At 53.1% G+C, this 26202-nt stretch carries 26 protein-coding genes and 1 riboswitch; of the genes, 18 read left to right on the plus strand and 8 right to left on the minus strand.

Annotated elements, in window-relative coordinates; translation table 11 throughout:
• Positions 1 to 110 precede the first annotated feature (110 nt).
• Positions 111 to 770, plus strand: coding sequence for a DUF429 domain-containing protein (locus KB235_RS06635; RefSeq protein WP_034809149.1), 660 nt, complete (start codon positions 111 to 113; stop codon positions 768 to 770).
• Positions 771 to 774: 4 nt separating this feature from the next.
• Here KB235_RS06635 and ytvI read toward each other — a convergent pair whose 3' ends face one another.
• Positions 775 to 1905 (minus strand): sporulation integral membrane protein YtvI, encoded by a 1131-nt coding sequence (gene ytvI, locus KB235_RS06640; RefSeq protein ID WP_211780811.1) that lies wholly within the window; start codon positions 1903 to 1905, stop codon positions 775 to 777.
• Positions 1906 to 1989: 84 nt separating this feature from the next.
• Between ytvI and KB235_RS06645 the strand changes: the two genes are divergently transcribed.
• Together KB235_RS06645 and KB235_RS06650 are read left to right on the plus strand one after the other, a co-directional pair.
• Positions 1990 to 2766, plus strand: a complete 777-nt coding sequence (locus KB235_RS06645; protein ID WP_211780812.1) for a MazG nucleotide pyrophosphohydrolase domain-containing protein — start codon at positions 1990 to 1992, stop codon at positions 2764 to 2766.
• Between the two features lie 127 nt (positions 2767 to 2893).
• Positions 2894 to 4807, plus strand: a complete 1914-nt coding sequence (locus KB235_RS06650; protein ID WP_211780813.1) for an N-acetylmuramoyl-L-alanine amidase family protein — start codon at positions 2894 to 2896, stop codon at positions 4805 to 4807.
• 199 nt (positions 4808 to 5006) lie between these two features.
• On the opposite strand, the gene KB235_RS06655 is transcribed toward KB235_RS06650, so the two are convergent.
• The 3 genes from KB235_RS06655 to KB235_RS06665 are packed head-to-tail and all read right to left on the minus strand — an operon-like array spanning position 5007 to position 8810.
• The gene (locus tag KB235_RS06655; RefSeq protein WP_034814664.1) at positions 5007 to 6047 is read right to left on the minus strand and encodes a ribonucleotide-diphosphate reductase subunit beta; all 1041 of its coding nucleotides are present in this window, start codon (positions 6045 to 6047) and stop codon (positions 5007 to 5009) included.
• Positions 6004 to 6510 carry a flavodoxin domain-containing protein gene (locus KB235_RS06660; protein WP_034814666.1) on the minus strand — a complete coding sequence of 169 codons (507 nt, stop codon included), beginning with the start codon at positions 6508 to 6510 and terminating at the stop codon, positions 6004 to 6006. The genes KB235_RS06655 and KB235_RS06660 overlap by 44 nt, the downstream gene beginning before the upstream one ends.
• 23 nt (positions 6511 to 6533) lie before the next feature.
• Positions 6534 to 8810 carry a ribonucleoside-diphosphate reductase subunit alpha gene (locus KB235_RS06665; protein ID WP_211780814.1) on the minus strand — a complete coding sequence of 759 codons (2277 nt, stop codon included), beginning with the start codon at positions 8808 to 8810 and terminating at the stop codon, positions 6534 to 6536.
• A gap of 500 nt (positions 8811 to 9310) precedes the next feature.
• Here KB235_RS06665 and KB235_RS06670 point away from each other — a divergent pair, with 500 nt between their 5' ends.
• The 12 genes from KB235_RS06670 (at position 9311) to KB235_RS06725 (ending at position 19269) form a co-directional block, all read left to right on the plus strand.
• A complete protein-coding gene (locus KB235_RS06670) occupies positions 9311 to 9544 on the plus strand; it encodes a DUF1871 family protein (RefSeq protein ID WP_211780815.1) in 234 nt (77 codons plus the stop codon).
• A gap of 12 nt (positions 9545 to 9556) precedes the next feature.
• On the plus strand, positions 9557 to 9805 hold the full coding sequence (locus tag KB235_RS06675; RefSeq protein WP_034809163.1) for a NifU N-terminal domain-containing protein: 249 nt from the start codon (positions 9557 to 9559) through the stop codon (positions 9803 to 9805).
• Complete coding sequence (locus KB235_RS06680; RefSeq protein WP_211780816.1) at positions 9802 to 10602, plus strand: glycosyltransferase family 2 protein; 801 nt, start codon at positions 9802 to 9804, stop codon at positions 10600 to 10602. Before KB235_RS06675 ends, KB235_RS06680 begins: the two co-directional genes overlap by 4 nt.
• Positions 10603 to 10606: 4 nt before the next feature.
• Positions 10607 to 11101, plus strand: coding sequence for an Lrp/AsnC family transcriptional regulator (locus tag KB235_RS06685; protein WP_034809167.1), 495 nt, complete (start codon positions 10607 to 10609; stop codon positions 11099 to 11101).
• A complete protein-coding gene (locus tag KB235_RS06690) occupies positions 11098 to 12282 on the plus strand; it encodes an aminotransferase (RefSeq protein ID WP_034814671.1) in 1185 nt (394 codons plus the stop codon). The genes KB235_RS06685 and KB235_RS06690 overlap by 4 nt, the downstream gene beginning before the upstream one ends.
• A 58-nt stretch (positions 12283 to 12340) precedes the next feature.
• On the plus strand, positions 12341 to 13591 hold the full coding sequence (locus tag KB235_RS06695) for a lysine N(6)-hydroxylase/L-ornithine N(5)-oxygenase family protein (RefSeq protein ID WP_211780817.1): 1251 nt from the start codon (positions 12341 to 12343) through the stop codon (positions 13589 to 13591).
• Positions 13592 to 13785: 194 nt separating this feature from the next.
• A complete protein-coding gene (yugI, locus tag KB235_RS06700) occupies positions 13786 to 14178 on the plus strand; it encodes a S1 domain-containing post-transcriptional regulator GSP13 (RefSeq protein WP_024371302.1) in 393 nt (130 codons plus the stop codon).
• 90 nt (positions 14179 to 14268) lie between these two features.
• Positions 14269 to 15267, plus strand: a complete 999-nt coding sequence (locus tag KB235_RS06705; protein ID WP_211780818.1) for a Gfo/Idh/MocA family protein — start codon at positions 14269 to 14271, stop codon at positions 15265 to 15267.
• Between the two features lie 68 nt (positions 15268 to 15335).
• Positions 15336 to 16499 carry an iron-containing alcohol dehydrogenase gene (locus KB235_RS06710; RefSeq protein WP_034809175.1) on the plus strand — a complete coding sequence of 388 codons (1164 nt, stop codon included), beginning with the start codon at positions 15336 to 15338 and terminating at the stop codon, positions 16497 to 16499.
• Between the two features lie 106 nt (positions 16500 to 16605).
• Positions 16606 to 17958: a glucose-6-phosphate isomerase gene (locus KB235_RS06715; protein ID WP_034814677.1), complete on the plus strand. Its 1353-nt coding sequence runs from the start codon at positions 16606 to 16608 to the stop codon at positions 17956 to 17958.
• A gap of 98 nt (positions 17959 to 18056) precedes the next feature.
• The gene (gene ytkD / locus KB235_RS06720; protein ID WP_034814679.1) at positions 18057 to 18530 is read left to right on the plus strand and encodes an RNA deprotection pyrophosphohydrolase; all 474 of its coding nucleotides are present in this window, start codon (positions 18057 to 18059) and stop codon (positions 18528 to 18530) included.
• Complete coding sequence (locus KB235_RS06725) at positions 18511 to 19269, plus strand: alpha/beta hydrolase family protein (RefSeq protein WP_211780819.1); 759 nt, start codon at positions 18511 to 18513, stop codon at positions 19267 to 19269. Before ytkD ends, KB235_RS06725 begins: the two co-directional genes overlap by 20 nt.
• 30 nt (positions 19270 to 19299) lie before the next feature.
• Here KB235_RS06725 and pckA read toward each other — a convergent pair whose 3' ends face one another.
• Positions 19300 to 20871, minus strand: coding sequence for a phosphoenolpyruvate carboxykinase (ATP) (pckA, locus tag KB235_RS06730; protein ID WP_034814683.1), 1572 nt, complete (start codon positions 20869 to 20871; stop codon positions 19300 to 19302).
• A 316-nt stretch (positions 20872 to 21187) separates the two neighbouring features.
• A riboswitch (SAM riboswitch) is annotated at positions 21188 to 21304 on the plus strand.
• A 130-nt stretch (positions 21305 to 21434) separates the two neighbouring features.
• On the opposite strand from pckA, the gene metK reads away from it, so the two are divergent.
• A complete protein-coding gene (metK, locus tag KB235_RS06735) occupies positions 21435 to 22643 on the plus strand; it encodes a methionine adenosyltransferase (protein WP_211780820.1) in 1209 nt (402 codons plus the stop codon).
• A 39-nt stretch (positions 22644 to 22682) separates the two neighbouring features.
• On the opposite strand, the gene KB235_RS06740 is transcribed toward metK, so the two are convergent.
• The gene (locus tag KB235_RS06740) at positions 22683 to 23180 is read right to left on the minus strand and encodes a hypothetical protein (RefSeq protein ID WP_211780821.1); all 498 of its coding nucleotides are present in this window, start codon (positions 23178 to 23180) and stop codon (positions 22683 to 22685) included.
• A 164-nt stretch (positions 23181 to 23344) separates the two neighbouring features.
• Here KB235_RS06740 and KB235_RS06745 point away from each other — a divergent pair, with 164 nt between their 5' ends.
• Both KB235_RS06745 and KB235_RS06750 read left to right on the plus strand, forming a co-directional pair.
• On the plus strand, positions 23345 to 23812 hold the full coding sequence (locus KB235_RS06745; RefSeq protein WP_034809183.1) for a GNAT family N-acetyltransferase: 468 nt from the start codon (positions 23345 to 23347) through the stop codon (positions 23810 to 23812).
• A gap of 88 nt (positions 23813 to 23900) precedes the next feature.
• A complete protein-coding gene (locus KB235_RS06750) occupies positions 23901 to 24617 on the plus strand; it encodes an alpha/beta fold hydrolase (protein WP_034809184.1) in 717 nt (238 codons plus the stop codon).
• Positions 24618 to 24642: 25 nt separating this feature from the next.
• Here KB235_RS06750 and mnmM read toward each other — a convergent pair whose 3' ends face one another.
• Positions 24643 to 25212 (minus strand): tRNA 5-(aminomethyl)-2-thiouridylate-methyltransferase MnmM, encoded by a 570-nt coding sequence (mnmM, locus tag KB235_RS06755; protein WP_211780822.1) that lies wholly within the window; start codon positions 25210 to 25212, stop codon positions 24643 to 24645.
• A complete protein-coding gene (gene mnmL, locus KB235_RS06760) occupies positions 25166 to 26149 on the minus strand; it encodes a tRNA modification radical SAM protein MnmL/YtqA (protein WP_211780823.1) in 984 nt (327 codons plus the stop codon). The genes mnmM and mnmL overlap by 47 nt, the downstream gene beginning before the upstream one ends.
• Positions 26150 to 26202: the final 53 nt, after the last annotated feature.

The raw sequence follows: 26202 nt of genomic DNA on the forward strand, positions 1-26202 counted from the left end.
TGCCGCTCTGACCGGATTCGGTTACACGGCTTGGCCATCCCAATGGTTGTTAGGGATCACCGTGTTTTGTGCGGTGTTCGGGATATTGGTTTTCATGCAGGAGGTACGCCGTGGTAGGAGTAGGAATTGATGGGGCACGCGGGAGCTGGGTACGCATCACGTACGATAGCATCTCGCTTTGTCTGACCATCTCAGAGCAGTTAGAAGATTTGTTGATCGATGGGGCCGTCCATTTCGTCGACATGCCGAAAACGTTAGGTACGGTCGCACAACCGGATCGAGCGTGCGATGCGTATATGCGATCAGAGTTGACGAAGCGGAAGTCGTCCATCTTCACCCCGCCGATTCAAGAGGTGTTAGGAGAAGCGACGTACGACGCGGCGAACACGATGAGCCGCGAGCTCGTCGGAAAAGGAATCAGCAAGCAGGCGTGGAACCTCACGCCGCGCATCCGTGAGTTCCAAAAGCTCGACCGTGACGACGTGTACGAGTCGCATCCGGAAGTATGCTTTGCCGTGATGACCGGGCAAGAAGCGCAGTTTAGTAAGAAGACGGCGGAAGGCGAAGCGGAGCGGATTGAAATGCTTCGCCGTTACTCGAACAGTTCCCCGTGGAAGTGGAAGATGTCGAACGTGCAGGTCGACGACATTATCGACGCCTGTATCCTCGCCGTCGCTGCTTACGAGGCCGGTACGACAGGTATTACGACGGTGCCAGACCAAACTGAAGGCGCGCCTTACGTGGCGGTCCCGACAAAGAAAGAGCGATGATGCGTCATCGCTCTTTTGGTATGGGCGCGGGGCCGATGATGAAGCGCCAAATGTAGTGAAACACTTGGGCGTTGTACAACGCCTTGAGCAAGACGGCGAACACGGGTCCCAAGATGAAGCCGAGGACGCCGAACAGTTTCAACCCGACGAAAATCGAGACGAGCGCCGCGAGCGGATTCAATCCGATATGCGAACCGACGATTTTCGGTTCGGCCAAGTTGCGCTGCACGATGACGATCAAATAGAGAACGAGCACGCCGATGGCGACGAACCAGTCACCCGTGATGGCGGCATAGGCCGCCCACGGAATCAAGAGCGTGCCGACCCCGAGATACGGCAACAGGTCGAAGAAGGCGGCGAGGAGCGCGAACGAGAGTGGGTTGTCGACACGAAGGATGAACATGCCGATGAGGACGATGACGAACGTGATGGAAATGAGCGTCACTTGGGCCCGGGCGTAGCCGAACAAGGCGGAGCGCAAGTTGAACATGACGGCCTCGAACTCTTTGAACCCTTTGCGTTCATTCAACCGTTCGATTTGGCGCATGTAAGACGGCCAATCTTTCGTGATGAAAAACCAGGCGAGCACGATGACGATGAAAAGCAACAAGACGAGCGGTAACGCGCTCAGTAGTCCTTGGAGCGTGCCGGCGATGCCGCGAGACAAGACCCCGATCGCTGCGCCGAGCTGGACGCCGAGCTCGGTGATTCCACCTTCGATGGAAGTCGTCTGGCTCGGATTTAGCTGTTCGAGGCTGTCGTAAGCATCGTTGACGAACGGCGCGATGCGTTCATTGAATACGCGTTGAGCGAAACTCGTCAGCGTCTCGATTTGATTAGGAAGTCTGTCCGCCGCAATCGTGGCGTACCGAATCAACTGAGAGATCACGATCACAATCATCCCGGACACGATTCCGATGACGATTAATAAGGAAGCGAGCGTCCCGAGCGCACGCGGCAAGTTCGCCTTCCGTTCGAACCAGTTGACGAGCGGCACGGTCAACAAGGACAACAAGAAGGCGAGGACGAAAGGATACGTGTAGGCGAAGATGATTCCGAGCCCCCAAATGACGGCCGCGGTACCGGCGATGACGAGGATAAGCCGAACGAGTTGCCACAGTTTTGCGGATGACATGAGGCACTGCCCCTTTCCGAACGTTTCGATTGAGCATAGTATACCATGAGGCCGGTTAATAGAGCAGAAGGATAGGTGAAGGAAATGAGAGAAATTCAGCAACAAGTCGATCACATGATTATTCATTTAGGTGGCTATTGGCGACCGCTGTCGGGCCTGGCTCGATTGTTAGAAGAAGTGGGGGAAGTCGGTGCGGCCCTCTATGAAGGCGACTCTGCGGCGCTTGACGAGGAACTGTTAGACGTCTTCGTCATCTCGACATGTCTGGCTAACCAATATGCGATTCGTCTCGATGCTCCTAAAACGCCAGATGGTGACGTCCCCGTTCACGTGACGTATTACGCGCTCGTCCGTGAAGCGGGTGAGGTCGCTAGAATTTTAAACGCCTATGAAGGCGACAAGAAATTGAAAGCGACGGCGAAGCCTGGGTCGCTGCAACGTCATCTTGAAGGGGTGCAACAAGCTGTCTTCGAAATCGCGAGAACGATCGGACTCGACGTCTATGCGTCAATCGGGGCGCTCGTCGAAGCGAAGTCGTCCCGTGACTTTGGTCGATTCGATCACACCCCGGACCCAATCACGGAAAATTCGGTCCGAACTTATCCGCTCCGAGCAGAGGGACGATATTGGGGTGGAATTGAGGCTAAAGAAAACGAATCGTTCGACCGATATATTGAACGAGAATATAATTTACGTCGCTTTTTAAAGATTGCTTCTGTCGAGGGACTCGACGGGTTCGTCATTTCTCCGCCTGTATCAGGATGGAACTTGACGGCAGCGAAGCACGAGCTTCCTGGAGTGGATGTGCAGGAAGAAAATTTTGGGAATGGGGATTTCTTAGTCATTCGACACGTTAACTAAAAATTATTCCCCTTTTTATCAAAAATATTCATCTTTTTTTCAAATACTTACTTTTTTTTTAAAAGCATTATGCTAATATGAACTTGTTGTTAGTAGTAAATAGCGCGAGAGGAAAGGAATATTTTGAATGAAAATGAAGCTATTAAAGGTTGCCCTCATTCTTTCGCTTCTCTTGTTCGGCGCCCAACTGCCAACGGTTGAGGCCTCGACTTTAGATGGCGAGACGACTGTCAACTTGAACGTCCGCTCGACAGCGAGCACAACGGGAACGCTCATTACGACGTTGCCGAAAGGTACGAAAGTGAAATATGGTACTCATAACCAATCATGGCATAAAGTGTATCTAAACAATCGTACATACTATGCCTCGGCGCAGTACATCAAACCGTTAGCGCCGGCTCCAATCACGACACAAGCGGCATCATCGACAGGGGTGACGACGGAGAACTTGAACATCCGGATCACGTCCCATCGCGATGCCCAAATCGTGACGACACTTAAAAAAGGGACGGAAGTCCAGTACGCTGCCCATAACACGTCGTGGGTGAAAGTCTTTTTGAGTGGCAAGACATATTATGCGGCAAAAGCGTACATTGCACCGAAAGTCGTCACAGCGACACCGCAAAAACAGACAGGCTACACGAACCGGACAATCGAGTTGTTCAACCGGACGTTGCAGACGTCTCCGGTCGTCAAAACGATTCCGGCTAACCGTACCGTCACGTTCAGTATTCACAACTCAAGTTGGTCGGTCATCTACGAAGGGACGAGCACGTTCTTTACCCCGACACGAGGGATTACGGCCGGAACACTTCAACCTTCGGTGACGAAAGAGAACGGGTATGCGAACCGTGAGATGAAGTTGTTCGAGACGCGCAATCAAGCTTCAAAAGTCATGAAGGTGCTTCCAATCAACTCACCGGTCGTATCGAGTAAATACAACTCGAGCTGGTCGGTCGTCTATGACGGGAACGCCACGTACTACACACCGACGGCATGGATCACACCTGGTCCGGCACCGGTTCAACCACCGACGACGACGACGCCTGAACCGGCAAAAGTGCAAGGTTATGCAAACCGCAATGCCAACTTGTTCGGTCAGACGCATCAGAGCTCACCGGTACAACTCGTCTTGCCGCAATATACGGCTGTGACGTATAGTGCCCACAACTCGAGCTGGTCGGTCGTCTATATCGGGACGAAGACATACTTCACGCCGACGTCTTGGTTGACTGCCGGTAAAGCCCCGGCCGCACCAGCTCCGGCACCGCAAGGAAAAGTGTATACGAACACGCCAGGTGACGCGTTGAACGTACGTTCAGCTGCCACAGTAAACTCGACGGTTCTCGGGAAGTTAGCACATGGAACAGAAGTTGAACATTACGGTTTGACGAGCGGATTCTATAAGATTAAATACAACGGCCGTGACGGGTTCATCTCGGCAGGATTCACGATGGCGACGAAGCCATCTGTCTCAAAAGGACCAGTTATCGTGATTGATCCGGGGCACGGTGGGAAAGACCCAGGTGCGTTGAACGGATCGCTTTACGAAAAGACAGTCGTTCTCGATGTGTCAAAACGTATCGAATCGTACCTCAGTTCAAAATATAACTACCAAGTACGTTTAACCCGTTCGACTGATATTTATTACACGCCACAACAACGTCCGACAATCGCACGAGATCTTCGCGGTGAATTATTCGTTAGCATTCATGCGAATTCATCAACAGATAAGACAGCGAATGGAATTGAAACGTTTTACTCAGGTTCGACATCTCAAAGTGCTCGTAGCCGTGTATTGGCAACGAACATTCAAAACAATCTTGTTTCGAGTATGTCAGGAACCGGCATGCGGAACCGTGGTGTGAAGACGGCTAACTTTGCTGTTATTAACCATAGCTTGATGCCATCAGCACTCGTTGAGCTCGGATTCATCACGTCACCGACGGATGTCGTCCACCTTCGCAGTGAAGCGTCACGCCAACGGATGGCGCAAGGGATTGCGGAAGGCATTGCCCAATACGTAAGAACTTATTATTGATCCGTTTCTGCTCGCGCAGGACAGCGAACCCTCGACGAATCAGTCGAGGGTTTTTCGGTACACCAAAACGAGGCTGGGACATAACTAGCCAGTTCTAAAGTATTTCAATCAAAAGGAGAAGAGGCCACCTGGCGCGAACGAGTCGCGCCAGGTGGCCTCTTTCTTATAAATCTACTGAGTTATGTCCCAGCCTCGTTTGTTAGAGGTCGTCGAAGCCGTTGGCGTCGGTGACTTTCGCGTAAGAGCGTGATTTTTGCTCGAAGAAATCGGATTTTGTCGCGTTGAGCGAGTCATCCGAATAGGCGCGAATCCAAGGCATGACGTCTTCGTTGAACCCTTCATACAAGTCGTTCAATCCGATTACCCGGAGTCGCTTGTTGGCGAGGTACTTCACGTAGTCGCGCATCTCGCTCACGTCGAGTCCGTCGAGGTCGCGGAGCACGTACTCACACCATTCGATCTCTAAGTCGACGGCTTGCTTCATCGTGTCGTAGACGAATTCGCTGAAGCCACCGTCCGCGTCAATCTGTGGATTTTCTGTCAACACGGCACGGAGCAACTGGCTGACGAAGTAAGAATGTTGCATCTCGTCACGCTGGATGTAGCTGATCATCGTCGACGTGCCGACCATCTTCTGATGGCGGGCCAAATTGTAGAAATAGGCGAAGCCTGAGTAGAAGTTGATTCCTTCGAGAATGATTGAAGCGACGAGCGATTTTGCGAACGTCTCGGCCGTCTGTTCTTCCCGGAAGTCTTCGTATAAGTCCAAGATGAATTGATTGCGTTTCATGACCATCTCATCGTCCTTGGCGATATCGAAGATTCGATTCTGTTCGCTGAGCGGGACGAGGCTTGAGAGGACGTAGCTGTAGGATTGATTGTGGACGACTTCTTGCTGGGCGATGACGGCGAGAACGGCGTGCACCGACGAGTCCGACGAGAACATCGACGACTCGAGGATGTAGCGCGTTTGCACCGAATCGAGAATCGACAATAAGCCGATGATGCGTTTGAACGCGTCTTGCTCGCGTTCGCTTAACTGCGGCCATTGCTGCATGTCTTTTGACATCGAAATCTCATCTGGAATCCAGAAGTTTGAGAGCAGTTGCTTATAAATCGTATAAAATTGCGGATAGGCGATGTCATTCCAGTTGACGATAGAACTTGTCTCGCCCCCGATAATCGCTGTCGCCCGGTTAGGATGTTTGGGCGACAGTAGTTTGATCTTTTGAATGGTCATTGGCGTATACTCCTTCTTCGGCGTTTCGTGCCAACCGTTCGGCCCAGTGTCGGACGTTGTATGGTTGGTTGCGCGGCGACTGTTCAATTTTAAGCAGTTCACCGGCGAGGGGAATCCCGTATTTAGACAGGTGGTACGCCATCTCGTCGACGGCCCGGCAGAAGTGGACGAACATTTTGTCCCCGGTACCGAAGACGGCCGCTTGGCGAATCGGCACGTTAAGTTCTTTTAAGATGAGACGGAACGTGTCTTTCATCTCATCTGGCAACACGCCGTCGGCCCACGTGTACGAACCGAAATAGACGAGGTCGTACGATGCGAGGGCAGCCGCCTCGCGATGCCCGATTCGGTCCGACTCGAACAGGGCGACATGGTCGCCTCGTTCGATATGGGCCGTCTCAACGAGTGACGCGACTTCTTCCGTATTTCCGCTCATTGAACTGTAGACGATTGCGATGTTCATGGTCGGTCCCACCTTTCTTTATATTACGAAGCGCATGATTCGCACTCATCGACTTCGACGGTCGTTGAGCGTGTGTAGTAAATCGACTTCATGCCGAGCGACCACGCCTCAAGGTGCATCGTGAGGAGTTCCGTCGCTTTGACATCGTTCTTGACGTACAAGTTGAAGCTGATCGCTTGGTCGATATGACGCTGACGCGCCGCGTTTTGGCGGATGCTCCATAACTGGTCGACTTCGAACGCTGATTTATAGAACCAGTTCGTCTCCGGGTTGAGATCGGGTACTGTGACCGGAATCTTGTAGTTTTTCTTCTCTTCTGAATACACTTTTTTATAGACCGGATCGATCGATGCCGTGCTGCCTGCGATGATGGCAGTCGACGAGTTCGGCGCGACGGCCATCATGTAGGCGTTCCGGACGCCATTTTGATGGACTTTTGCGGCGAGTCCGTCCCAGTCGAGGTCGTCGTGCGAACGATAGTTACGACGTTTGAAGTACTCACCGGTATGCCATTCCGAACCTTCAAACACACCGAACGCACCTTTCTCTTTCGCAAGTTCCATCGAAGCTTGAATCGTGAGGTAAGCGATTTTCTCATACAGTTTTTCTGCGTATTGCACTGCATCGACCGATTCCCACCGAATTCCTTCAAGGGCGAGCAAGTGGTGCCAGCCGAACGTTCCGAGACCGACGGCACGATATTTTTGGTTCGTGATCATCGCTTGCGGCACTTCGATCGTGTTCAAGTCGATGACGTTGTCGAGCATACGCATTTGAATCGGGATGAGTCGCTCGAGCACGTCCGACTTGACGGCACGGGCGAGCGCGATTGAGCTCAAGTTACAGACGACGAAATCGCCTGGCGTCTTCGTGATGACGATTTTCCCGTCTTCCGTATACTCCTCGTCGATGACGGTCGGTGACATGTTTTGCGCGATCTCTGAACAGAGGTTCGAACTGTAAATCATGCCGGCATGTTTGTTCGGGTTGGCACGGTTCACCGCGTCCCGGAAGAACATGTACGGCGTCCCCGTTTCGAGTTGCGAGCGCATGTAACGTTTGACGAGATCGATTGCCGGTACGGTCACGCGGGTGAGTTCTGGCGTGTTGACACATGCCATATATTTCTCCGTGAACGAACCGCCGTTCTCTGTCTCGTCATAGAAGTCTTCGAGACTGAAGCCCATGACCGTACGAATCTCGTGCGGGTCGAACAAATGCCAGTCACCTCGGGCTTCGACCGTGCGCATGAACAAGTCTGGCAGACAGACCCCTGTGAACAAGTCGTGCGTCCGGAGGCGCTCATCGCCGTTATTCAATTTCGCATCGAGGAACTCGAAGATATCTTTGTGCCAAATGTCTAAATAGACCGCAATCGAACCTTGGCGCATGCCGAGTTGGTCGACCGAGACGGCCGTGTTGTTCAATTGTTTCATCCAAGGGAGTGCCCCGCTTGAGACGCCTTTGAACCCTTTAATGTCGCTGCCGCGTGAGCGAATCTTGCCGAGATAGACACCGATTCCACCGCCGCCTTTCGAAAGGGTGGCCACGTCTGTGTTCGAGTCATAAATGCCACGAAGTGAATCGTCGACCGTGTCGATGAAGCATGAGCTGAGCTGACCATATGATTTCCCGGCATTCGAGAGCGTCGGTGTGGCCACGGTCATATACAAGTTCGAAAGGGCCCAATATGCTTCTTCGACGAGTTTCACGCGCTGTGCCGGCGCTTCTTTTTGCATGAGCGTCATCGCGATGACCATGAACCGTTCTTGTGGAAGCTCGAACAAGTTTTTGACGTGATCGCGTCCGAGGTAACGGTCAGACAATGTGCGTAAGCCGATATACGTGAACAGGCGGTCGCGCGACGGGTCGATTAACGTCTCCAAATAGTCGATATCTTCTTTTGAGTACGTGTCGATGAGGGCGGATGTGAAGATGCCCTTGTTCGTCAGCGTCTCAATCATCGGATAGAGCGCACCGTAACGCATCGAGGCATCGTAGCCACGATTCCGTGCAGCTTCTAAGTAGAGGCGGTTCAAGTACATCTCTGTCGCGACGAACGTCCAATCCGGTTCTTCGGCCTGCAACATATCAAGGGCGTGCATCGTCAAGAGTTCATATACTATATCTTGTGTCAGCGTTTTAGACTCGAGCGCCCGAATCGCTCGTTCTTCATATCGTTCCACACTCAGTTGTGGGTAGCGTTGTTTGATGGATTGAATCAGTTTCGAGACGTCTTCAAGCGTTGGCGCGTGGGCCAACATCGTCTCGTGTTGGATAGGGGATGTCAAAACGATCACTCCTTCGTCAGATGTAGATGTTATCAAGATATAGTAGAACGTGTCCGATTTAACGTCAATAGCCATTACGCGTAGTAAAGTACCGTTAACTATATATTGACGTTTTTTTGTCTTTTTAATCATAAATCACCTATATTTAGTTTTGCAATCCTTGACATTCGATGAACTGCAGTGTGATGGATTACTTTCACCCGAAAACGGCGCTGTCATCCGATTTGAGATGAGATTTGAGATAGAAAAAAGTTTGGTATCGAAGCGAGGTCGTATAGCTTGTGTTTTATGTAAGCGGTCAATTCCAAAAAAACGTCGACATCATCCGGTTCAAAGTGACAATTTTCACACGATATCTTAAGTGGCGAGTTATGTGAGTCACCACTATATATGGTAGTGCTCGTTTTTGAAAAATAGGGGAATCCGGGGCCGAGGTAGCGTCGAGGACGAAAGTGCGGTAGATTGAGGAGGTAAGGTTTGAAAATCGTATCAAAAGAAGGGTTTAACAAATGAGAGCAGAAGACTTATTATTAGCATGGGACCCACTCGGTTACGGAGTCGGGTCGTATGGACCTGAGTTCGATGATATCGCCGTGGCGCTGACCGAAGTCGGGACAGAGGAAGAACTGTCTATGCGGATCCGTCATATTTTGACGGATGCGTTCGATGAATGTCCGACCGAGTCCGACACGCGGGCCATGGCGAGACGACTACTCGCGTCTTCACAATCTTGTCAACTATAAGGGGGAACTTACATGTTACGCATCGATCCAACACCGAATCCAAACGCAATGAAAATCACACTTCCGGAAAACGTCTTCGGGGCGAAAAGCCAGAGCGTGAAAGCTGGAGAAGCGACGGACCAGCCGCTCCTCGCGAAACTCGTTCAAATCGAAGGTGTCGAGAGCGTCTTCGCTTACGGCGACTTCGTCACCGTGTCAAAAGAGAACGGCGTCAGCTGGGAAACGATTTTGCCGCACGTCGAGACAGCTTACCGCGGATGAGTCCGCTCGTCACGATCGTCATTCCGGTCCATTCGCGTGAAGCGGAATTGACGGAACTGTTAGACAGCCTCGTTGTCCAGACGTATCAGCAGTTTGAAGTCGTTGTGATCAATAATGACGGGCCGCCAAAACAACATCTTTTGGCGCCTTTTTTGAACCGATTGACGATTCGCTACATTGAGCTCGGTGAGAACCATCACGTCAAGGCACGCAATCGCGGCGTGCGTGAGGCGGCCGGGGAGTATATCTTGCTGCTCGACGATGATGATTTGCTGATGCCGACCCATATCGAGCAAGCGCTCGAGGACATTCGTTCGGCCGACCTCGTCTTCACGGACGCCGAACTGTTTCGCTTCGAGTGGCAAGACGGTCATCGTGTCGTCACGGACTGGGAAGCGTTCGCTTACGACCTCGACTTGGTCCGGTTGCGGCAAGATTCGACGTATATTCCGTCGGGCACGCTCTACCGGAAACGGCTGCACGATGCGATTGGACCGTTTGACGAGGATGTCTATAATTATTGGGACTGGGATTTCATATTACGCGTCAGCGAACAGGGGACGATCACGCATCCGGCACGGGCGACCGTGCTCTATGCCTTCAACGGTACCGACAACTTATCGGCGAAACAAGACGAGACGCGGCGGCGATATTTTGACCGTTTTTGCGAGAAGCACGGTCTCGTCAACATGGAGATGAAAAACTTTCATATCGTCCAAGCCGAACGGCGTGATTATGTGAGACAGACAGAGAGAACGTTCACGGGAGCGTTCCCCGGTAGAACGGAAGGAGAATGACAGAATGTATACAACAAAAGAGTTAGAACTGCTCGAGCTACTCGAGGAAAAAGGATACATGGAAACGAAAGTCCTCGCGGATATGCTTTCGACCGACGAAGCGACTGTCGACGCGATGCTTGAGAAGTTCAAGCAAGACGGGATTTTGCTCGGCTTTCGCGCGATGGTCAACTGGCAAAAAATCAATCGGCATGACGTGACGGCGTTCATCGACGTCAAAGTGACGCCGAAACGCGGTCGTGGGTTCGATGAAGTCGCCGAACGGATTTACCGCTTCCCTGAAGTGACGGCGCTCTACTTGATGTCAGGGGCGTACGACCTTCAAGTCGTCATCCGGGCTAATTCGCTCCAAGACGTGGCGTCGTTCGTATCGGATAAACTGTCGCCGCTCGATTCGGTCGTTTCGACGACGACCCACTTCAAACTGAAGACGTATAAACATGATGGCATCTTGTTCACCCCACAAGTCGAAGACAAGCGGTTGAACATCACGCCATGAAGTCACTCTCGAATCAAGTCGTCTCGATGAAGCCGTCGGGCATCCGCCGTTTCTTTGACTTGGCACAGACGATGGAGAACGTCGTCTCTCTCGGGGTGGGAGAGCCGGACTTCATCACGCCGTGGAACGTGCGCGAAGCGAGCTATGCGGCGCTTGAACAAGGTTATACGGCGTATAGTGCCAATGCCGGACTTCTCGAGTTGCGGCAAGAGATCTCGCATTATATGAAGCAACGGTTCGACGTCGCGTACGACCCGGCGACCGAGCTCATCGTCACGACAGGCGCCTCACAAGCGCTCGATATCGCATTTCGGGCCCTCTTAAACCCGGGCGACGAAGTCATCGTCGTCGAGCCGGCGTTCGTCTCCTACGGCCCGCTCATCGAGATGGCGGGAGGGACGGTCGTGCCGGTGGCGTGTCGTCCTGAATCCGGGTTCCGCTTGAGCCGGGAAGACGTCGAGGCCGCCATCACCGAGCGGACGAAAGCGATGCTCCTCTGTTTCCCATCGAATCCGACAGGGGCGACGATGACAGGGGAAGAGCTCGCGGACATCGCCGAACTCGCGACGAAGCACGACCTCTGGGTCGTCAGTGACGAGATTTATGCCGAGCTGTCGTATGATGAACCGTTCACGAGCTTTGCGACGTTACATGATATGCGTGAGCGCACGATCGTCGTCAACGGGTTCTCGAAAGCGTTCGCGATGACCGGTTGGCGCCTCGGTTTCACGTGTGCCCCGGAGGTCGTGACGCGCGAGATGCTCAAAGTCCATCAGTACGGCATGATGTGTGCACCGACGCTCGTTCAGTTCGGCGGTCTTGAAGCGCTCCGGAGCCGAGAACAACACGTGCCGAAGATGGTGAAGAGCTATCGCCAACGCCGCAACTATTTCATCCAAGCGCTGAACGACGCCGGCCTGCCGACACATATGCCGGGAGGCGCGTTCTATGCGTTCCCATCGATTCGCCATACCGGTCTATCGAGCGAGGAGTTCGCCGAGCGGCTCTTGCTCGAAGAGCGTGTTGCGGTCGTCCCAGGCAACGCCTTCGGTGCGAGCGGAGAAGGGTTCGTCCGCGCGAGTTACGCGACATCGATTGAACAACTGCAAGAAGCGATTCGTCGCATCGATCGGTTCATGAGCCAGTTCGAAGTGACGGTGACGACAGACTCTCAGCAATGAGGGTCTGTTGACGTTTTAGCGGTATAGTGAGCGGGAAAGAATAGGCGAGGTGAAACATATGGAACAAGTAGATTTTGTCGCCATCGGTTGTGGACCGTACAATTTAGGGTTGATGGCGTTAGCGGAGAAGACGACGTTACGAGGCGTTTGTTATGAACAACGACCTGAGATGATGTGGCATGAAGGGATGCTCATCGACGGAATGACGATGCAAACGCATTATTTGCAAGACCTCGTCACGGTCGCCGACCCGACGAACGAAGCAAGCTTTTTAAATTATTTGAGTGAGGCAGGACGACTTCAAACGTTCATCACGCAAGAGCGGAATACGATTCCCCGGACGGAATATAATCGTTACCTCAGGTGGGTGGCCGAAAGCTTGTCGACCGTCAAGTTCGGGCACCGGGTGTCGGATGTGACGGCCGACGGGGAAGGGTATGTCGTGACCGTGGAGTCAGCCGGAGAGACGATTCAGATTCGCGCTACACACGTCGTGCTCGGTACGGGCATGACGCCGCTCGTTCCAGACGGATTCGAACAAGTCATCCATACGAGCGAATATATGACATATCGAGATGTGTTGAAGGACAAGTATCGTGTCGCCGTCGTCGGTAGCGGACAAAGTGCGGCGGAAGTGTTCCTCGACTTGCTCGGCGACGCGACAAATGAGCAACGGGTCGACTGGATTACACGGTCGGACCATTTCGAGTCGCTCGAGGCGGGGAAGTTAGGTGATGAGATTTTTAGTGTGGACTACGTTCGGTACTTCCACGCTCTATCGTACACGTCACGTCAAGCGTTGCTCAAGTCGTTCGAACGGTTCCGTCACGGGGTGAACCCAGAGACGATGACAGCAATTTATGAGACGTTGTATCATCGGACGGCAGAAGGAGAGTCGACCGAGCAACAGGCGGCGTTACTCACGCAAGTTGAAGTCGAAACGATCACGTACGACTGGCTGACGCATCGGTTGACGGGTAAACACGTGTATACTGGGGAAGCGATTGAACGGACGTACGACCTCGTCGTCGTCGCGACAGGATACCGACCGTTGCTTCCGTCTTGGATTGACCGATTGCCGATCGTCTGGGAAGCCGAGAAGGAATGGCGAGTCAATGAGACGTATGAGATTCAGATGGAAGGTCGATTCGGTGGGAAGTTGTTCACGCACACGAACATCGAACACTCACACGGTCCTGCGGCGACCAACCTCGGCATGGCCGTGTATCGAAACGCGATCATCTTGAATGAGATGGCGGGAGAAACCCTGTATGAAGTGAGTGTCCAGAAGCCGTTTACAACGTTTTGAACAAAAAAAGGGCTAGGCCAAAGCCTAGCGGAATCAGGGGGGAATACTTGAAGTCTTGCTTGATTTGTATTTACCCCGCCTTTAGACTTTGAAACGTCGAAATCTTTCCGAATAATCTTTTTTACTAATTTCTACACTTTATCGAAAAAAGTATGTTATAGTAAGTTGATGAATTTAGCATAGGAGTGTTTGTAATGGCAAAATACGAAAAAGATCAAGTTTTAAAAGGTAAAGTAACAGGAATCCAACCTTTCGGTGCGTTCGTCGCACTCGACGACGAGACACAAGGTCTTGTCCACATCTCTGAAATCTCACACGACTACGTGAAAGACGTGAACGAGTACGTTCAAGTCGGTCAAGAAGTTGAAGTGAAAATTCTTGAAGTTGATGAAGCTTCTAAGAAAATCAAGCTTTCGATGAAAGCGACTCAAGAAGCTCCAAAACGCGAAAAGTCGGCTAAACCGGCTCGTCGTGGTGGCCAACGCCGCAACGAAGCTTCTAACTTCAAGCAAGAAGAAGCACCAGGCTTCACAGTCCTCAAGGACAAGCTCGAAGACTGGATCAAAAACACGAACTTCAAGAAGTAAGTGATCGAGGCGACCTAGCGATAGGTCGTCTTTTTTTGTACAGGAAAACAAGTCGCTTGTCCCGAACAGTACAAAAAAGGAGTGAACGCGATGAACATTGGAATAATCGGAACAGGTGGGATTGCCACGACGGCACACATCCCGCAATACATCGCCGCCGGTGCGAACGTCGTCGCCGTCATGAACCGCACGCGCGCGCGAGGAGAGGCGGCGGCACGACAATTCGGAATCGAACGCGTCTATGAGACGGTCGAAGAGATGCTTCAAAATGAATCGCTTGATGCCGTCAGCGTCTGCACGCCGAATGCGCTTCACAAAGACCAAGTTCTCGCGGCGCTCGCAGCGGGATGCCACGTACTTTGTGAAAAGCCGCCGGGCATTTCGGCTAATGAAGCGAGCGAGATGCGGGATGCTGCCGAACGTGCGAAGCGGACGCTACATTATGGCTTCCATTATCGACATCGAGCGGATACGGTACTGTTGAAGCGAATGATTGAAGCCGGTGAACTCGGTCAGATTTATGCGGCGACCGCCGTCGCCCTTCGGCGTCGCGGCATCCCGGGATGGGGTGTGTTCACGGATAAAGAGCTTCAAGGCGGTGGGGCGCTCCTCGACCATGGCGTCCACATGCTTGATTTGGCGCTTTATTTGATGGGGTACCCGAAGCCAATCGACGTGATGGGCCACATCGGGCAATATCTTGGCACGCGCCCGGGCGTCGGATTGATGGGAACGTGGGACGCCGAAACATTTTCTGTCGAAGACACGGCGCGGGCGATGGTGAAATTCGAAAACGGAGCTTCCCTCATGTTCGACGGCAGCTTCATGGCGAACGTCGGACCGCGTGACACGATGCGTGTCGAATTGCGCGGGACGGAAGGAGGTGCGACACTGTTTCCGCTCCATCTCCATACGGAGGCGCACGGTGCGTTGTTCGACCAAACCCCGGCGCATTTGGAGCATGTCGACCCGTATGCGGTGCAAATCCAAGCGTTCCTCGAGGCGTGCCGACACGAGCCGACCTACGAACAGGCCGATCAAGCGGTCATCTTACATTCCATTATCGATCGTATCTACGAACAGGCATGATGCTTTTCATTCAGGAAAAACAGGGTATATAGTGTAGGTGTTACATATTTTCTTGAGGAGGCTGACTTATGCACAACTTTGAATACAAAAACCCGACGAAACTTATCTTCGGGACGCATCAGATTGAAAAACTTGCTGACGAGCTTCGATTGCTCGACGCGAAGAAAGTGATGCTCGTCTATGGAGGCGGGAGCATCAAGAAGAACGGGACGTACGAGGAAGTCGTCGCGGAATTGAACAATGCGTCGATCGACTTCGTCGATTTCGCTGGTGTCGAGCCGAACCCGCGCATCGAGACGGTACGCCGTGCCGTCAAACAGGCGCGTGAAGAAAACATCGACGCGTTGCTCGCCGTCGGTGGCGGGTCGGTCATCGACTGTACGAAACTCATCTCGGCGGCCATCCCGTACGAAGGCGATGCGTGGGATATCGTCCTTCGCGACCACATCCCGACCGAGGCGGTCCCGTTTGGTACCGTGCTCACGCTCGCTGCGACAGGTTCAGAGATGAACTCGGGCTCGGTCATCACGAACTGGGAGACGCAAGAGAAATACGGCTGGGGCCACCCGCTCGTCTATCCGACGTTCTCAATCCTCGACCCGCGCTATACAGTGTCGGTCCCGAAAGACCAGACGATTTACGGCATCGTCGACATGATGAGCCACTGCTTCGAGCAATACTTCCATCCGAATCACGCCCCGGTCCAAGAGCGCATGACGGAAGGCGTATTGAAGGCGGTTGTCGAGTCGGCACCAAAGCTTGTCGACGACTTAGAAAATGTCGAATTACGTGCCATCATCTTGTTCGCCGGGACGATCGCCTTGAACGGCGTCTTGCAGATGGGCGCATCAGGGGACTGGGCATCACACAACATCGAACACGCGGTGTCGGCCGTCCATGACATCCCGCACGCAGGCGGACTCGCCATCTTGTTCCCACGTTGGATGGAGCACGTCCTTGACGCGGACAATGCAGCGCGCTTCGCACGACTCGGCACGGAAGTGTTCGACGTCGAACCGGCAGGAGACGACCTCGAGACGGCGAAACAGACGATTGAGGCAATCCGGGCGTTCTTTGACAAGCTCGGTGCTCCGAGCTCGCTTCGCGATTATGACATCGATGCGTCGTCGTTCGACGCAATCCTTGATTCTGCGATGAAACGTGGGGCGTTCGGTAATTTCCGTACACTAGAACGGGAAGATGTGGCACACATTCTTGAGTTGAGCAAATAAGGCGATTTGATGCCTATTTCGCAATAATGATTGAACGAATCCAACGTTTCCGTTTATGATGGGTCATGTATGGCTCTTAAATGAGCGATTTAAAGGAGGAAATGACATGTCAACTGTACGTTTCGATTATTCAAACGCCCTATCTTTCGTCGGGGAACACGAAATCGATCAAATGCAAGAAACGGTGAAAGCACTCCACTCGGTCATCCACGACCGGAGCGGGGCAGGCAGTGATTTTCTAGGATGGGTCGACCTTCCGACGAACTTCGATACCGATGAGTTCGCCCGCATCAAAGCGGCAGCGGAGCGTATCCGTGACAACTCGGACGTCCTCGTCGTCGTCGGGATCGGCGGTTCGTATCTCGGTGCGCGTGCGGCCATCGAGATGCTCCAGCACTCATTCTTCAACGTCTTGTCGAAGGAAGAGCGTCAAGCGCCACAAGTGTTCTTCGCCGGACATAACATCTCGTCAACTTACATGACAGAATTGCTTCACGTCTTAAAAGACAAAGAAGTGTCGGTCAACGTCATCTCGAAATCGGGGACGACGACAGAACCGGCCATCGCGTTCCGTGTCCTTAAACAGTTCATGGAAGACAAGTATGGACAAGACGGTGCCCGTGAGCGCATTTACGCGACGACGGACCGTGCCCGCGGTGCTTTGAAGACGCTCGCGGATGCGGAAGGGTATGAGACGTTCGTCATCCCGGATGACGTCGGCGGACGTTTCTCGGTCCTCACACCGGTCGGCCTCTTGCCGATCGCTGCGGCCGGCATCGACATCGACGCGTTGATGGAAGGTGCACGTGACGCGCAAGAAGCGTATAGCTCACCTGAACTTTCAGAGAACGAGGCGTACCAATACGCGGTCGTCCGTAACGCCATGTACGCGAAAGGGAAATCGATTGAGCTTCTCGTCAACTACGAGCCGGCACTCCATTACGTCTCGGAATGGTGGAAGCAGCTTTACGGCGAGTCGGAAGGAAAAGACAACAAAGGGATTTTCCCGGCGGCGGTCGACTTCTCGACAGACCTTCACTCGATGGGACAATACATCCAGGAAGGGCGTCGTGATTTGTTCGAGACGGTCATCCGTGTCACAAACGTGCGCCATGCGATGAACGTGCCAGAGGATGCACAAGACCTTGACGGCTTGAACTTCCTCGCCGGTGAGACGATTCAATTCGTCAACGACAAAGCGGCAGAAGGAACGCTTCTCGCCCACACGGACGGCAACGTGCCGAACCTCGTCGTCGAATTGCCGGAGATGACGCCATACCACCTCGGCTTCTTGTTCTACTTCTTCGAGAAGGCGTGCGCGATGAGCGGCTACATCCTCGGGGTGAACCCGTTCAACCAGCCGGGCGTCGAAGCATACAAAGCGAACATGTTCGCGCTTCTCGGAAAACCTGGCTACGAGGAACAAAAGGCAGAGCTCGAAAAGCGTTTGAACCAATGATTTTACGTCGGTCCACTTCGGTGGGCCGATTTTTTTGTTTGAAACTAGGGTGAGACAAGGTAAAGTGAGAGTAGACACGGGAAAGAAAGGGATGGACTATGTTGACATTCACGGACTACTATCATAATCAAGTCGAGTTGAGCTTCACCCATTATCCGTTCTCAGATACACCGCTCCACGTCTGGGTCGTCGCCCGTTACGGGGACAAATGGGTGTTGACGAAACATAAGCAGCGCGGTCTCGAGTTCCCCGGGGGCAAAGTCGAACCGGGCGAACACGAGGATGATGCGGCGATACGCGAAGTATTCGAAGAGACGGGGGGCATCGTCAAATCGCTCCATTACCTCGGCCAATATCGGGTGCTCGGACGAGGTGACACGGTCATAAAGAACATATACTTTGCCGTCATCGACCGTTTCGAGGACCATCCGGCCGTGGAGGAGACAGACGGTGCCGTACTCCTTGACGAACTGCCGAAAAACCTGCTCCGCAACAATCAATACAGTTTCATGATGAAAGATCGCGTCTTGCCTGAGACGATGAAGGTGCTGCATGCAAAAAACATGGTTTGACCGGATTGAGCCCCTCGCTCCCTACGCGGGCTATCGCATTCATCGAGGGTGGTACGAGACGCGTGACGGGGAAGACGTCGTCGCGTATACGATCACGTCGAAACGCCCGAACGGCCATGTTCTGTTTTACTTGAGAGGCGGGACGGGCCGCATCGGGGACGTCCGCTTGCCACGCTTGATGCAATTCGCGGCGCGTGGCTTTCACGTCGTTGCCCCGGTGTATCGGGGCAATCACGGCGGGACCGGCAAAGAAGATTTCGGGGGCGACGATTTAGAGGACGTCTTGTCGCTCTATGACCGGGTGCAGCAGACGAATCCACGGATTCATGCACTCGGCTTCTCACGGGGCGGGATGATGGCGCTATCGCTCGCTTCCGTCCGTCCGCTCGTCTCCGTCACATCATGGGCCGGTGTGACGAATTTGAAATGGACGTATGAGGAGCAACAGACGATGCGCAAAATGCTTCGACGGATGACGGGCGGGGACCCGGAGACGGCGAGTGCGGCGTATATTGAGCGGTCGCCGCTCTATAAAGACTGGGACGCGCCGACGCTGTTGATTCATGGGACGGACGATGAGCAAGTCCGGCTCCGCCATGCGACGGCTGTCGCCGAAAAGCTCGGCGCACAGGCCGAGCTTTGGGTCGTCCCGTTCGCGCACCAATTGCCGTTTTGGGACAAGTGGGAGACGACGGAGCGGGCGATGGATTGGATGCTGAAGCAAACGAAACAGGGCTAGTGCCACATGTGCACTAGCCCTTTCTTTAATTTAGAAGACGATTGGTCCGGCCGCGATGACCGACTCGTTCGCTTTCGTGAACCGTTTGAAGTTATCTTGGAACTTGATCGCGAGCGCGCGCGCCTCGGCGTCGTACTTCGCTGAATCTTTCCATGTGTCACGCGGGTTGAGGACGTCGCGTGGCACACCTTTGATGTCGACTGGGATGTCGACATTGAAGATGTCGTGGCGGATCGTCTCGACGTCACGGAGTTCTCCGTTGACGGCCGCGTTCACCATCGCGCGCGTGTAAGCGAGCTTCATCCGCGACCCTTCGCCGTATACGCCGCCCGTCCAGCCTGTGTTGACGAGATAGACGTCGACGTCGTGCTTCTCGATCAACGTGCCGAGCATATCAGCGTAGCGTTCTGGTGCGAGTGGCAAGAACGGAGACCCGAAGCAAGTCGAGAACGTCGCTTGCGGCTCGGTCACACCGCGCTCCGTACCAGCCAGTTTCGACGTGTAACCAGACAAGAAGTGATACATCGCCTGCTCTTTCGTCAATTTGCTGATTGGCGGTAATACACCGTACGCGTCAGCCGTCAAGAACACGATCGTGTTCGGATGTCCGGCGCGTGATGGGAGCATGGCGTTATCAATGAAATCGATCGGATAGGCGGCTCGCGTGTTTTCCGTCAAGGAAATGTTTTTGTAATCAGGTGAACGGTCATCATTCAAGACGACGTTCTCGATTAAAGATCCGAAACGGATCGCGTCATAGATTTGCGGCTCGTTCTCACGCGACAAGTTGATCGTCTTCGCATAGCAGCCACCTTCAATGTTAAACACGCCGTCTGGAGACCAGCCGTGCTCATCATCACCAATCAAGTGACGTTCTGGGTCGGCCGATAACGTCGTCTTCCCGGTTCCCGATAGCCCGAAGAAGAGTGCGGTCTCGTTGGCGTCGTTGACGTTTGCCGAACAGTGCATCGAGAGGACGTGTTGCTCCGGGAGCAGGAAGTTCATGACAGAGAAGATTGATTTCTTGATTTCACCACCGTACTCTGTTCCCCCGATCAGAATCGTACGTTTGGCGAATGAGACGAGAATGAACGTCTCGGAGTTCGTGCCGTCGACAGCCGGATCTGCCTTATAGCTCGGTGCATAGATGACCGTGAACGGGTCGAACGCACCTTTTGTCGGCCATTCACGAAGGAACAGTTGCTTCGCGAACAAGCTGTGCCATGCATATTCTGTGATGGCGCGAACCGGAAGCGTGTAATGCTCATCCGCACCTGCTGACGCTTCAAGATAGTAGAGCTTTTGTTTTTGCTCAAGATGGGTGAGCACCTTATCGAGCAACGCTGTGAACTTCTCTTCGGCGATCGGTTGGTTGACCGGTCCCCAGTCGACTAAGTGATTGCTGACTTCATCTTGCACGACGAATTTGTCTTTTGGTGACCGGCCTGTGAATTTGCCTGTACTGACAGATAAAGCCCCGTCTTTCGTCAGCACACCTTCCCCGTTTTGAATGGCTTCTTCCACCAATTCTGGAACCGTCAAGTTCCGTTTCACGTCGGCACCGTTAATTAATTCTTCGATTTTCAGGAGCGTTGTCGCCATCCCGAATCCCACCTTTCCCCTAAATAGATGTGGATGAAATCCGCATACTTCCGCAGTTAATTAGTATGACGTTTTTATTATATGTGACACACTAATTAAAAACAAGCGTTTCTTCACTTTAACAAGTAAGCGCTTTCTTACATTGTCATTCTAACATATTCTGTACCAGGTCATAGAACAAAATCGGAAACCGTCATAAAAATGTTTGTTATTTCACAAACATAACTATTTGCCCGTTCGTGAAAAGTTTTACGAATTCGGTCGATACGCTTGACAGAACGGTACGTCATTTATATGATGGTGTTCGTAACGGATACTCTTATTCTGAGCGGTGGAGGGAACAAGGCCCTACGAAGCCCAGCAACCGTCCGACGGAAATGTAGTCGGAAAAGGTGCTATCCTGAAGCGAAGCGTAAGCTTCGAACGATAAGAGGGTAAGGAAGAACGATTCAACCTTTCCCATTGAACGTGGCGAAAGGTTTTTTTCATTACCGTCCCAAAGCAACGCGTAAGGGGAACGAGTACCGTCCACACATCACCCTTATTATAGGAGGTTTTTTGAAATGTCAAACTTGAACCGTCGACTTTTCACTTCGGAGTCCGTCACTGAAGGACACCCGGATAAAATTTGTGACCAAATCTCAGACTCGATTTTGGACGCGATTTTAGCAGAAGATCCAAACGCCCGCGTTGCGGCTGAGACGTCTGTCACGACAGGTCTCGTGCTCGTAGCTGGTGAAATCACGACATCGACATACGTCGATATCCCGAAAGTCGTCCGTGAAACGGTCCGTGAGATCGGTTATACACGCGCGAAATACGGCTTTGATGCCGAGACATGTGCTGTCTTGACGTCAATCGACGAGCAGTCAGTCGATATCGCCCAAGGTGTTGACCAAGCGCTCGAAGCACGTGAAGGTCAAATGACTGAAGAAGAACTCGATGCAATCGGTGCAGGGGACCAAGGTCTCATGTTCGGTTATGCAACGAAAGAAACGCCTGAACTCATGCCGCTTCCAATCTCGCTCGCACACAAATTGTCACGTCGTTTGGCGGAAGTCCGCAAAAACGGCACGCTCCCTTACCTCCGTCCGGATGGTAAGACGCAGGTGACAGTCGAGTACGATGAAGCGAACAACCCGGTTCGCATCGACACAATCGTCATCTCGACGCAACACGCCGAGGAGATCACGCTCGAGCAAATTCAAGCCGACCTTAAGAAACACGTCATCGATGCGGTCATCCCGACTGAACTAATCGATGCGGAGACGAAATACTTCATCAACCCGACTGGCCGTTTCGTCATCGGCGGACCACAAGGGGACGCAGGTCTCACAGGACGTAAGATTATCGTCGACACGTACGGTGGATACGCACGTCACGGTGGCGGCGCGTTTTCTGGTAAAGATCCTACGAAAGTTGACCGTTCTGCAGCATACGCGGCTCGTTACGTGGCGAAGAACATCGTCGCAGCTGGCCTCGCGGACAAAGCAGAAGTTCAACTTGCATACGCAATCGGTGTCGCACACCCGGTATCGATCGCGGTCGATACGTTCGGCACTGGTAAATTGAGCGAGACCGAGCTTGTAGAACTCATCCGTGAGAACTTCGACCTCCGTCCGGCCGGCATCATCAAGATGCTCGACCTTCGCCGCCCGATCTACAAGCAGACAGCAGCATACGGCCACTTCGGTCGCACGGACGTGGAACTCCCATGGGAGCAAACGGACAAAGCAGCAGTACTTGAAGAAGGCGCGAAACGCTTCGCGTAATCAAAGAAAAACGACCTTTCACGCGAAAGGTCGTTTTTGTTATGCCTGTGGCTTATGGTCAGTCGACTCGTGTCCTTGTCCTAACGCGGTATCTTTCGCCTCGACGACTTTCTCGCCGATCGATTGTAAATCCGATTTCGCCTCTTGGGCCGTCTCGACGACTTTATTGACGTCTTGTTTGACCGTGTCGGCTTCGCCGGCCACTTTTTCATAGACGTTTTGGACGTCTGTCGCGACTTCTTGGATGATGCCTGAGGCCGCCTTCACTTGATCGATGACTTGTGAGGCCTTACCGGCCGGATCTTCTTTCACCGTCTCGACGAGTCCGCCGACAGAAGCTTTCGCACTCGAGAATGACTGTTTCGTGTTCTCTCGGTTTGATGAGCTGAGGAGGGCGAGGAGCCCGCCGACGAGGGCACCGAGCACCATGCCGGTGACGACGTTGATTTTTGGACCGTTCGACGACTCATGGTCGAATTGACGGTTCGGGTTGTTCGCTTGTGTAGCATGCGAGTCGTGTTGCAATGGTGGTTGCATAAAAACACTCCTTTTCTGTAAGTTGGCATTGGTACCTTTATACCCGTGTCAAATTGGAACATAACCCGTTCGCTCATTTCGTCATGAAAAAGTAATGAAGGGGCAGGATATTTTTGGCGGGATGGGGAATGATAGTACTAGATTGGCCAAAAGGGGGAGCTGTCATGAAGATGAGGGAAGCCGTGCCGGAAGATGCCGCTCTAATTCGAGAAATCGCGCTCGCGACGACCGACGCGGACAACGCGCGTGCGCGCGTGATGGAACGGGCGTATCAGCTCGAGGAAATCGTGCGCGCCATCAGTTCGAGTGAAGAAGCGAAAGAACAGTTGTTCATCGTCGGTGAGACGGACGGCGACGTCATCGGGTTTTATCATGCGATTGACCGGGGCGATACGTGGGAAGTGCTTCGTCTTTACCTCCATCCGGCCCATCACCGTCAAGGGTTAGGGGCAGAGCTGTTGACACACCTTGCAGGACGAAAACGCCAACCGGTCGAACTGTACGTTGAGAGTTCGAACGAGCAGGCGCTCGCCTTCTTGAACCATCAATCGTTCGTCGAATTGAACCGGATTCAAGAAGAAGTGTACGATGAGCCGATGGAGCTCGTTCACTTGCGATACGACCCACGCTAAGACTCCAGACGGATTTTGATTGAAACATCAGTCTCGGCTGATGTTTTTTGTTAGAATAAAACAGACATACTAATAATGAGGTGACAGCATGACATACGAAGAACCATCACGAAAAGGGGTCATCGTGATTGTATACCCGCTCCAGTTCACGTCTCGTGTCAGCGAGGCGTTCCTCGATCGGTTGCGGACGGACTACGAAGTGCTCGTCGTTGCCGGGCCGACGCTCGGCTTGACGGCTGAAGACCATAAACTGCTTATTAAGAACACGCTCCGTGAAGCCGGACAGTACAAATTGCCGATTCACGTCGTCGCCTTCAGCCTTGGTGCGCTGTTGACGAACCGACTGTTACAGGAGTATGATGTCCCGCTCGGCAGTTTGACGTACATCTCCCCGCTCTTTGACTGGCATTCGTCCCGTCAAATCGGCGGATTGAAACAAGTCGTCGCTTCCGCCGTCGATCGCTTCCGCCCCGATTTGCCGCTCGGTATGATGACGTTCACCGGGGGCGGCGAAGAGTCATCCCGGTTCGGCGAGATCACGTACGCCCAGTACCGGGAGATTGAAGAAGAGATCGTCGAGCATCAGGAAGAGAAAAAACATTTGCCGCGTTTACCGCTCGCCTGTTTTTACGCGCCGGACGACCGTTTCGCCGATGTGAAGCTGACGCTGAACGTCTGCCGAAAAATCGGAGGCGACCAAGTTTACATCCGTCGTCTCGAAGGTTTCCCACACTTCGGCTATGAACGACTGAACACGAAGTTCGCCGAGACGCTGTTGACGTTTTACGAATTGATTCAAGAATAAAGGCGACTCGTCCGAGTCGCCTTTATCATGCCCGTTTTTCGATTGCGATGATGAACGGGGGATGATTTACTTGATTGATGAAGCCGTATCGCAGGACACCGGCTTGTTTTTGGTCGAGCGACTCGACGTAAGCGAGCACCTCGTCCCGTTCGATTTTACCGCTGTCATGCCCATGGTAGATGACGACGACGATGACACCGCCGATCGCCATGACGTCCTGTAACTGGCGCAGCGCGTCAATCGTCGTCTCGCCTATCGTCGTGACCGTCTTGTCGCTACCCGGTAAGTATCCGAGGTTGAACACGGCCGCGGTGATCGGACGGGTCTCGTCTGCGACGACGGTTTGGACGGTGTGGTGGCTGTCGTGGATGACGCTGACCCGTTCGGACATGCCGGCTTCCTCGAGTCGCTGTCGTGTCGCCACGACCGCTTCTTCTTGGACGTCGAACGCATAGACGTGCCCGTCACCGACGAGCTCGGCTAAAAATAATGTATCGTGCCCGTTACCGGCCGTCATATCGATGGCGACCGTGCCGGGGACCACATGTTCACGTAACAGATGTTTCGCGAACGGCAACACTCTCATTAATCCCATATCTCTCATCCTTCTTTTTTCCTTGGAAGGAATCACGGCGTTCCAATTCGGCATGAATGGCGTTCAAGACGGCCATCTTCTGCCGGCTCCACATCGGCCCAATCAATAAGTCGGGCGGACCGTCACCCGTCAACCGGTGGACGATCACGTCTTCCGGTAACAGTTCGAGCTGGTCGCAGACGAGCGAGACGTACGTCGTCTCATCCATCAAATCGAGGAGCCCTAATTCATATTGCCTTGCGAGCGGCGTCCGTTTCAAGACGTGGAGCAAATGGATCTTGATTCCTTGTATGTCCATTTTAGCAACTTCTCGCGCCGTGTCGAGCATCATCTGTGGCGTCTCGCCCGGTAGTCCGTTGATGATATGGACGCACACCCGGATATTGTGGCGGCGAAGTTTCGCCAGTCCGTCACAGAACGTCGCATAATCGTGGCCGCGGTTGATCTTTTTGCCGGTCTTGTCGTGGATTGTCTGCAGACCGAGTTCGACCCAAAGCGACGTCCGCTCGTTCAGTTCGGCGAGGTAGGCGACGACTTCGTCCGGGAGGCAGTCGGGCCGTGTCGCAATCGATAGTCCGACGACACCTTCTTCTTCGAGCGCTGACTCGAACAGTTCACGTAGACGTGTGACCGGGGCGTACGTATTACTGAACGCTTGGAAATAGGCGATATACCGTGCTTCTTTCCATTTACGGTGCAACCGGGCCTTCCCTTCAGCGAACTGGACCGAAATTGGGTCACACGCATTCCCGGCAAAGTCGCCGCTCCCATCATCGGAACAGAACGTACATCCTCCTTTTGAAACGAGGCCGTCCCGGTTCGGACAAGTGAACCCACCGTCGAGCGGGACTTTGAACACCTTTCCGCCATACTCCCGGCGATACGCTTCGTTCAACTCATTGTATCTGGCTTCACCAAATGGGTTAATCATCTTCATCCTCTCCTTCTTTGCTCATGTTATCACATACTGTTTGATGCAAAACTTCAGAA

Source organism: Exiguobacterium alkaliphilum (genome assembly GCF_018138125.1).
GTDB lineage: Bacteria > Bacillota > Bacilli > Exiguobacteriales > Exiguobacteriaceae > Exiguobacterium > Exiguobacterium alkaliphilum.

Bases quoted from the DNA above. Each gene is read 5' to 3' on its own strand.
- KB235_RS06695 (WP_211780817.1), top strand. From the start codon at position 12,341: ATGGAACAAGTAGATTTTGTCGCCATCGGTTGTGGACCGTACAATTTA.
- mnmL (WP_211780823.1), bottom strand. From the start codon at position 26,149: ATGAAGATGATTAACCCATTTGGTGAAGCCAGATACAATGAGTTGAAC.
- KB235_RS06675 (WP_034809163.1), top strand. From the start codon at position 9,557: ATGTTACGCATCGATCCAACACCGAATCCAAACGCAATGAAAATCACA.
- ytkD (WP_034814679.1), top strand. From the start codon at position 18,057: ATGTTGACATTCACGGACTACTATCATAATCAAGTCGAGTTGAGCTTC.
- pckA (WP_034814683.1), bottom strand. From the start codon at position 20,871: ATGGCGACAACGCTCCTGAAAATCGAAGAATTAATTAACGGTGCCGAC.
- metK (WP_211780820.1), top strand. From the start codon at position 21,435: ATGTCAAACTTGAACCGTCGACTTTTCACTTCGGAGTCCGTCACTGAA.
- KB235_RS06660 (WP_034814666.1), bottom strand. From the start codon at position 6,510: ATGAACATCGCAATCGTCTACAGTTCAATGAGCGGAAATACGGAAGAA.
- KB235_RS06710 (WP_034809175.1), top strand. From the start codon at position 15,336: ATGCACAACTTTGAATACAAAAACCCGACGAAACTTATCTTCGGGACG.
- yugI (WP_024371302.1), top strand. From the start codon at position 13,786: ATGGCAAAATACGAAAAAGATCAAGTTTTAAAAGGTAAAGTAACAGGA.
- KB235_RS06715 (WP_034814677.1), top strand. From the start codon at position 16,606: ATGTCAACTGTACGTTTCGATTATTCAAACGCCCTATCTTTCGTCGGG.
- KB235_RS06690 (WP_034814671.1), top strand. From the start codon at position 11,098: ATGAAGTCACTCTCGAATCAAGTCGTCTCGATGAAGCCGTCGGGCATC.
- KB235_RS06685 (WP_034809167.1), top strand. From the start codon at position 10,607: ATGTATACAACAAAAGAGTTAGAACTGCTCGAGCTACTCGAGGAAAAA.
- KB235_RS06655 (WP_034814664.1), bottom strand. From the start codon at position 6,047: ATGACCATTCAAAAGATCAAACTACTGTCGCCCAAACATCCTAACCGG.
- KB235_RS06650 (WP_211780813.1), top strand. From the start codon at position 2,894: ATGAAAATGAAGCTATTAAAGGTTGCCCTCATTCTTTCGCTTCTCTTG.
- KB235_RS06725 (WP_211780819.1), top strand. From the start codon at position 18,511: ATGCAAAAAACATGGTTTGACCGGATTGAGCCCCTCGCTCCCTACGCG.
- KB235_RS06750 (WP_034809184.1), top strand. From the start codon at position 23,901: ATGACATACGAAGAACCATCACGAAAAGGGGTCATCGTGATTGTATAC.
- KB235_RS06645 (WP_211780812.1), top strand. From the start codon at position 1,990: ATGAGAGAAATTCAGCAACAAGTCGATCACATGATTATTCATTTAGGT.
- KB235_RS06745 (WP_034809183.1), top strand. From the start codon at position 23,345: ATGAAGATGAGGGAAGCCGTGCCGGAAGATGCCGCTCTAATTCGAGAA.
- ytvI (WP_211780811.1), bottom strand. From the start codon at position 1,905: ATGTCATCCGCAAAACTGTGGCAACTCGTTCGGCTTATCCTCGTCATC.
- KB235_RS06670 (WP_211780815.1), top strand. From the start codon at position 9,311: ATGAGAGCAGAAGACTTATTATTAGCATGGGACCCACTCGGTTACGGA.
- KB235_RS06740 (WP_211780821.1), bottom strand. From the start codon at position 23,180: ATGCAACCACCATTGCAACACGACTCGCATGCTACACAAGCGAACAAC.
- KB235_RS06680 (WP_211780816.1), top strand. From the start codon at position 9,802: ATGAGTCCGCTCGTCACGATCGTCATTCCGGTCCATTCGCGTGAAGCG.
- mnmM (WP_211780822.1), bottom strand. From the start codon at position 25,212: ATGGGATTAATGAGAGTGTTGCCGTTCGCGAAACATCTGTTACGTGAA.
- KB235_RS06705 (WP_211780818.1), top strand. From the start codon at position 14,269: ATGAACATTGGAATAATCGGAACAGGTGGGATTGCCACGACGGCACAC.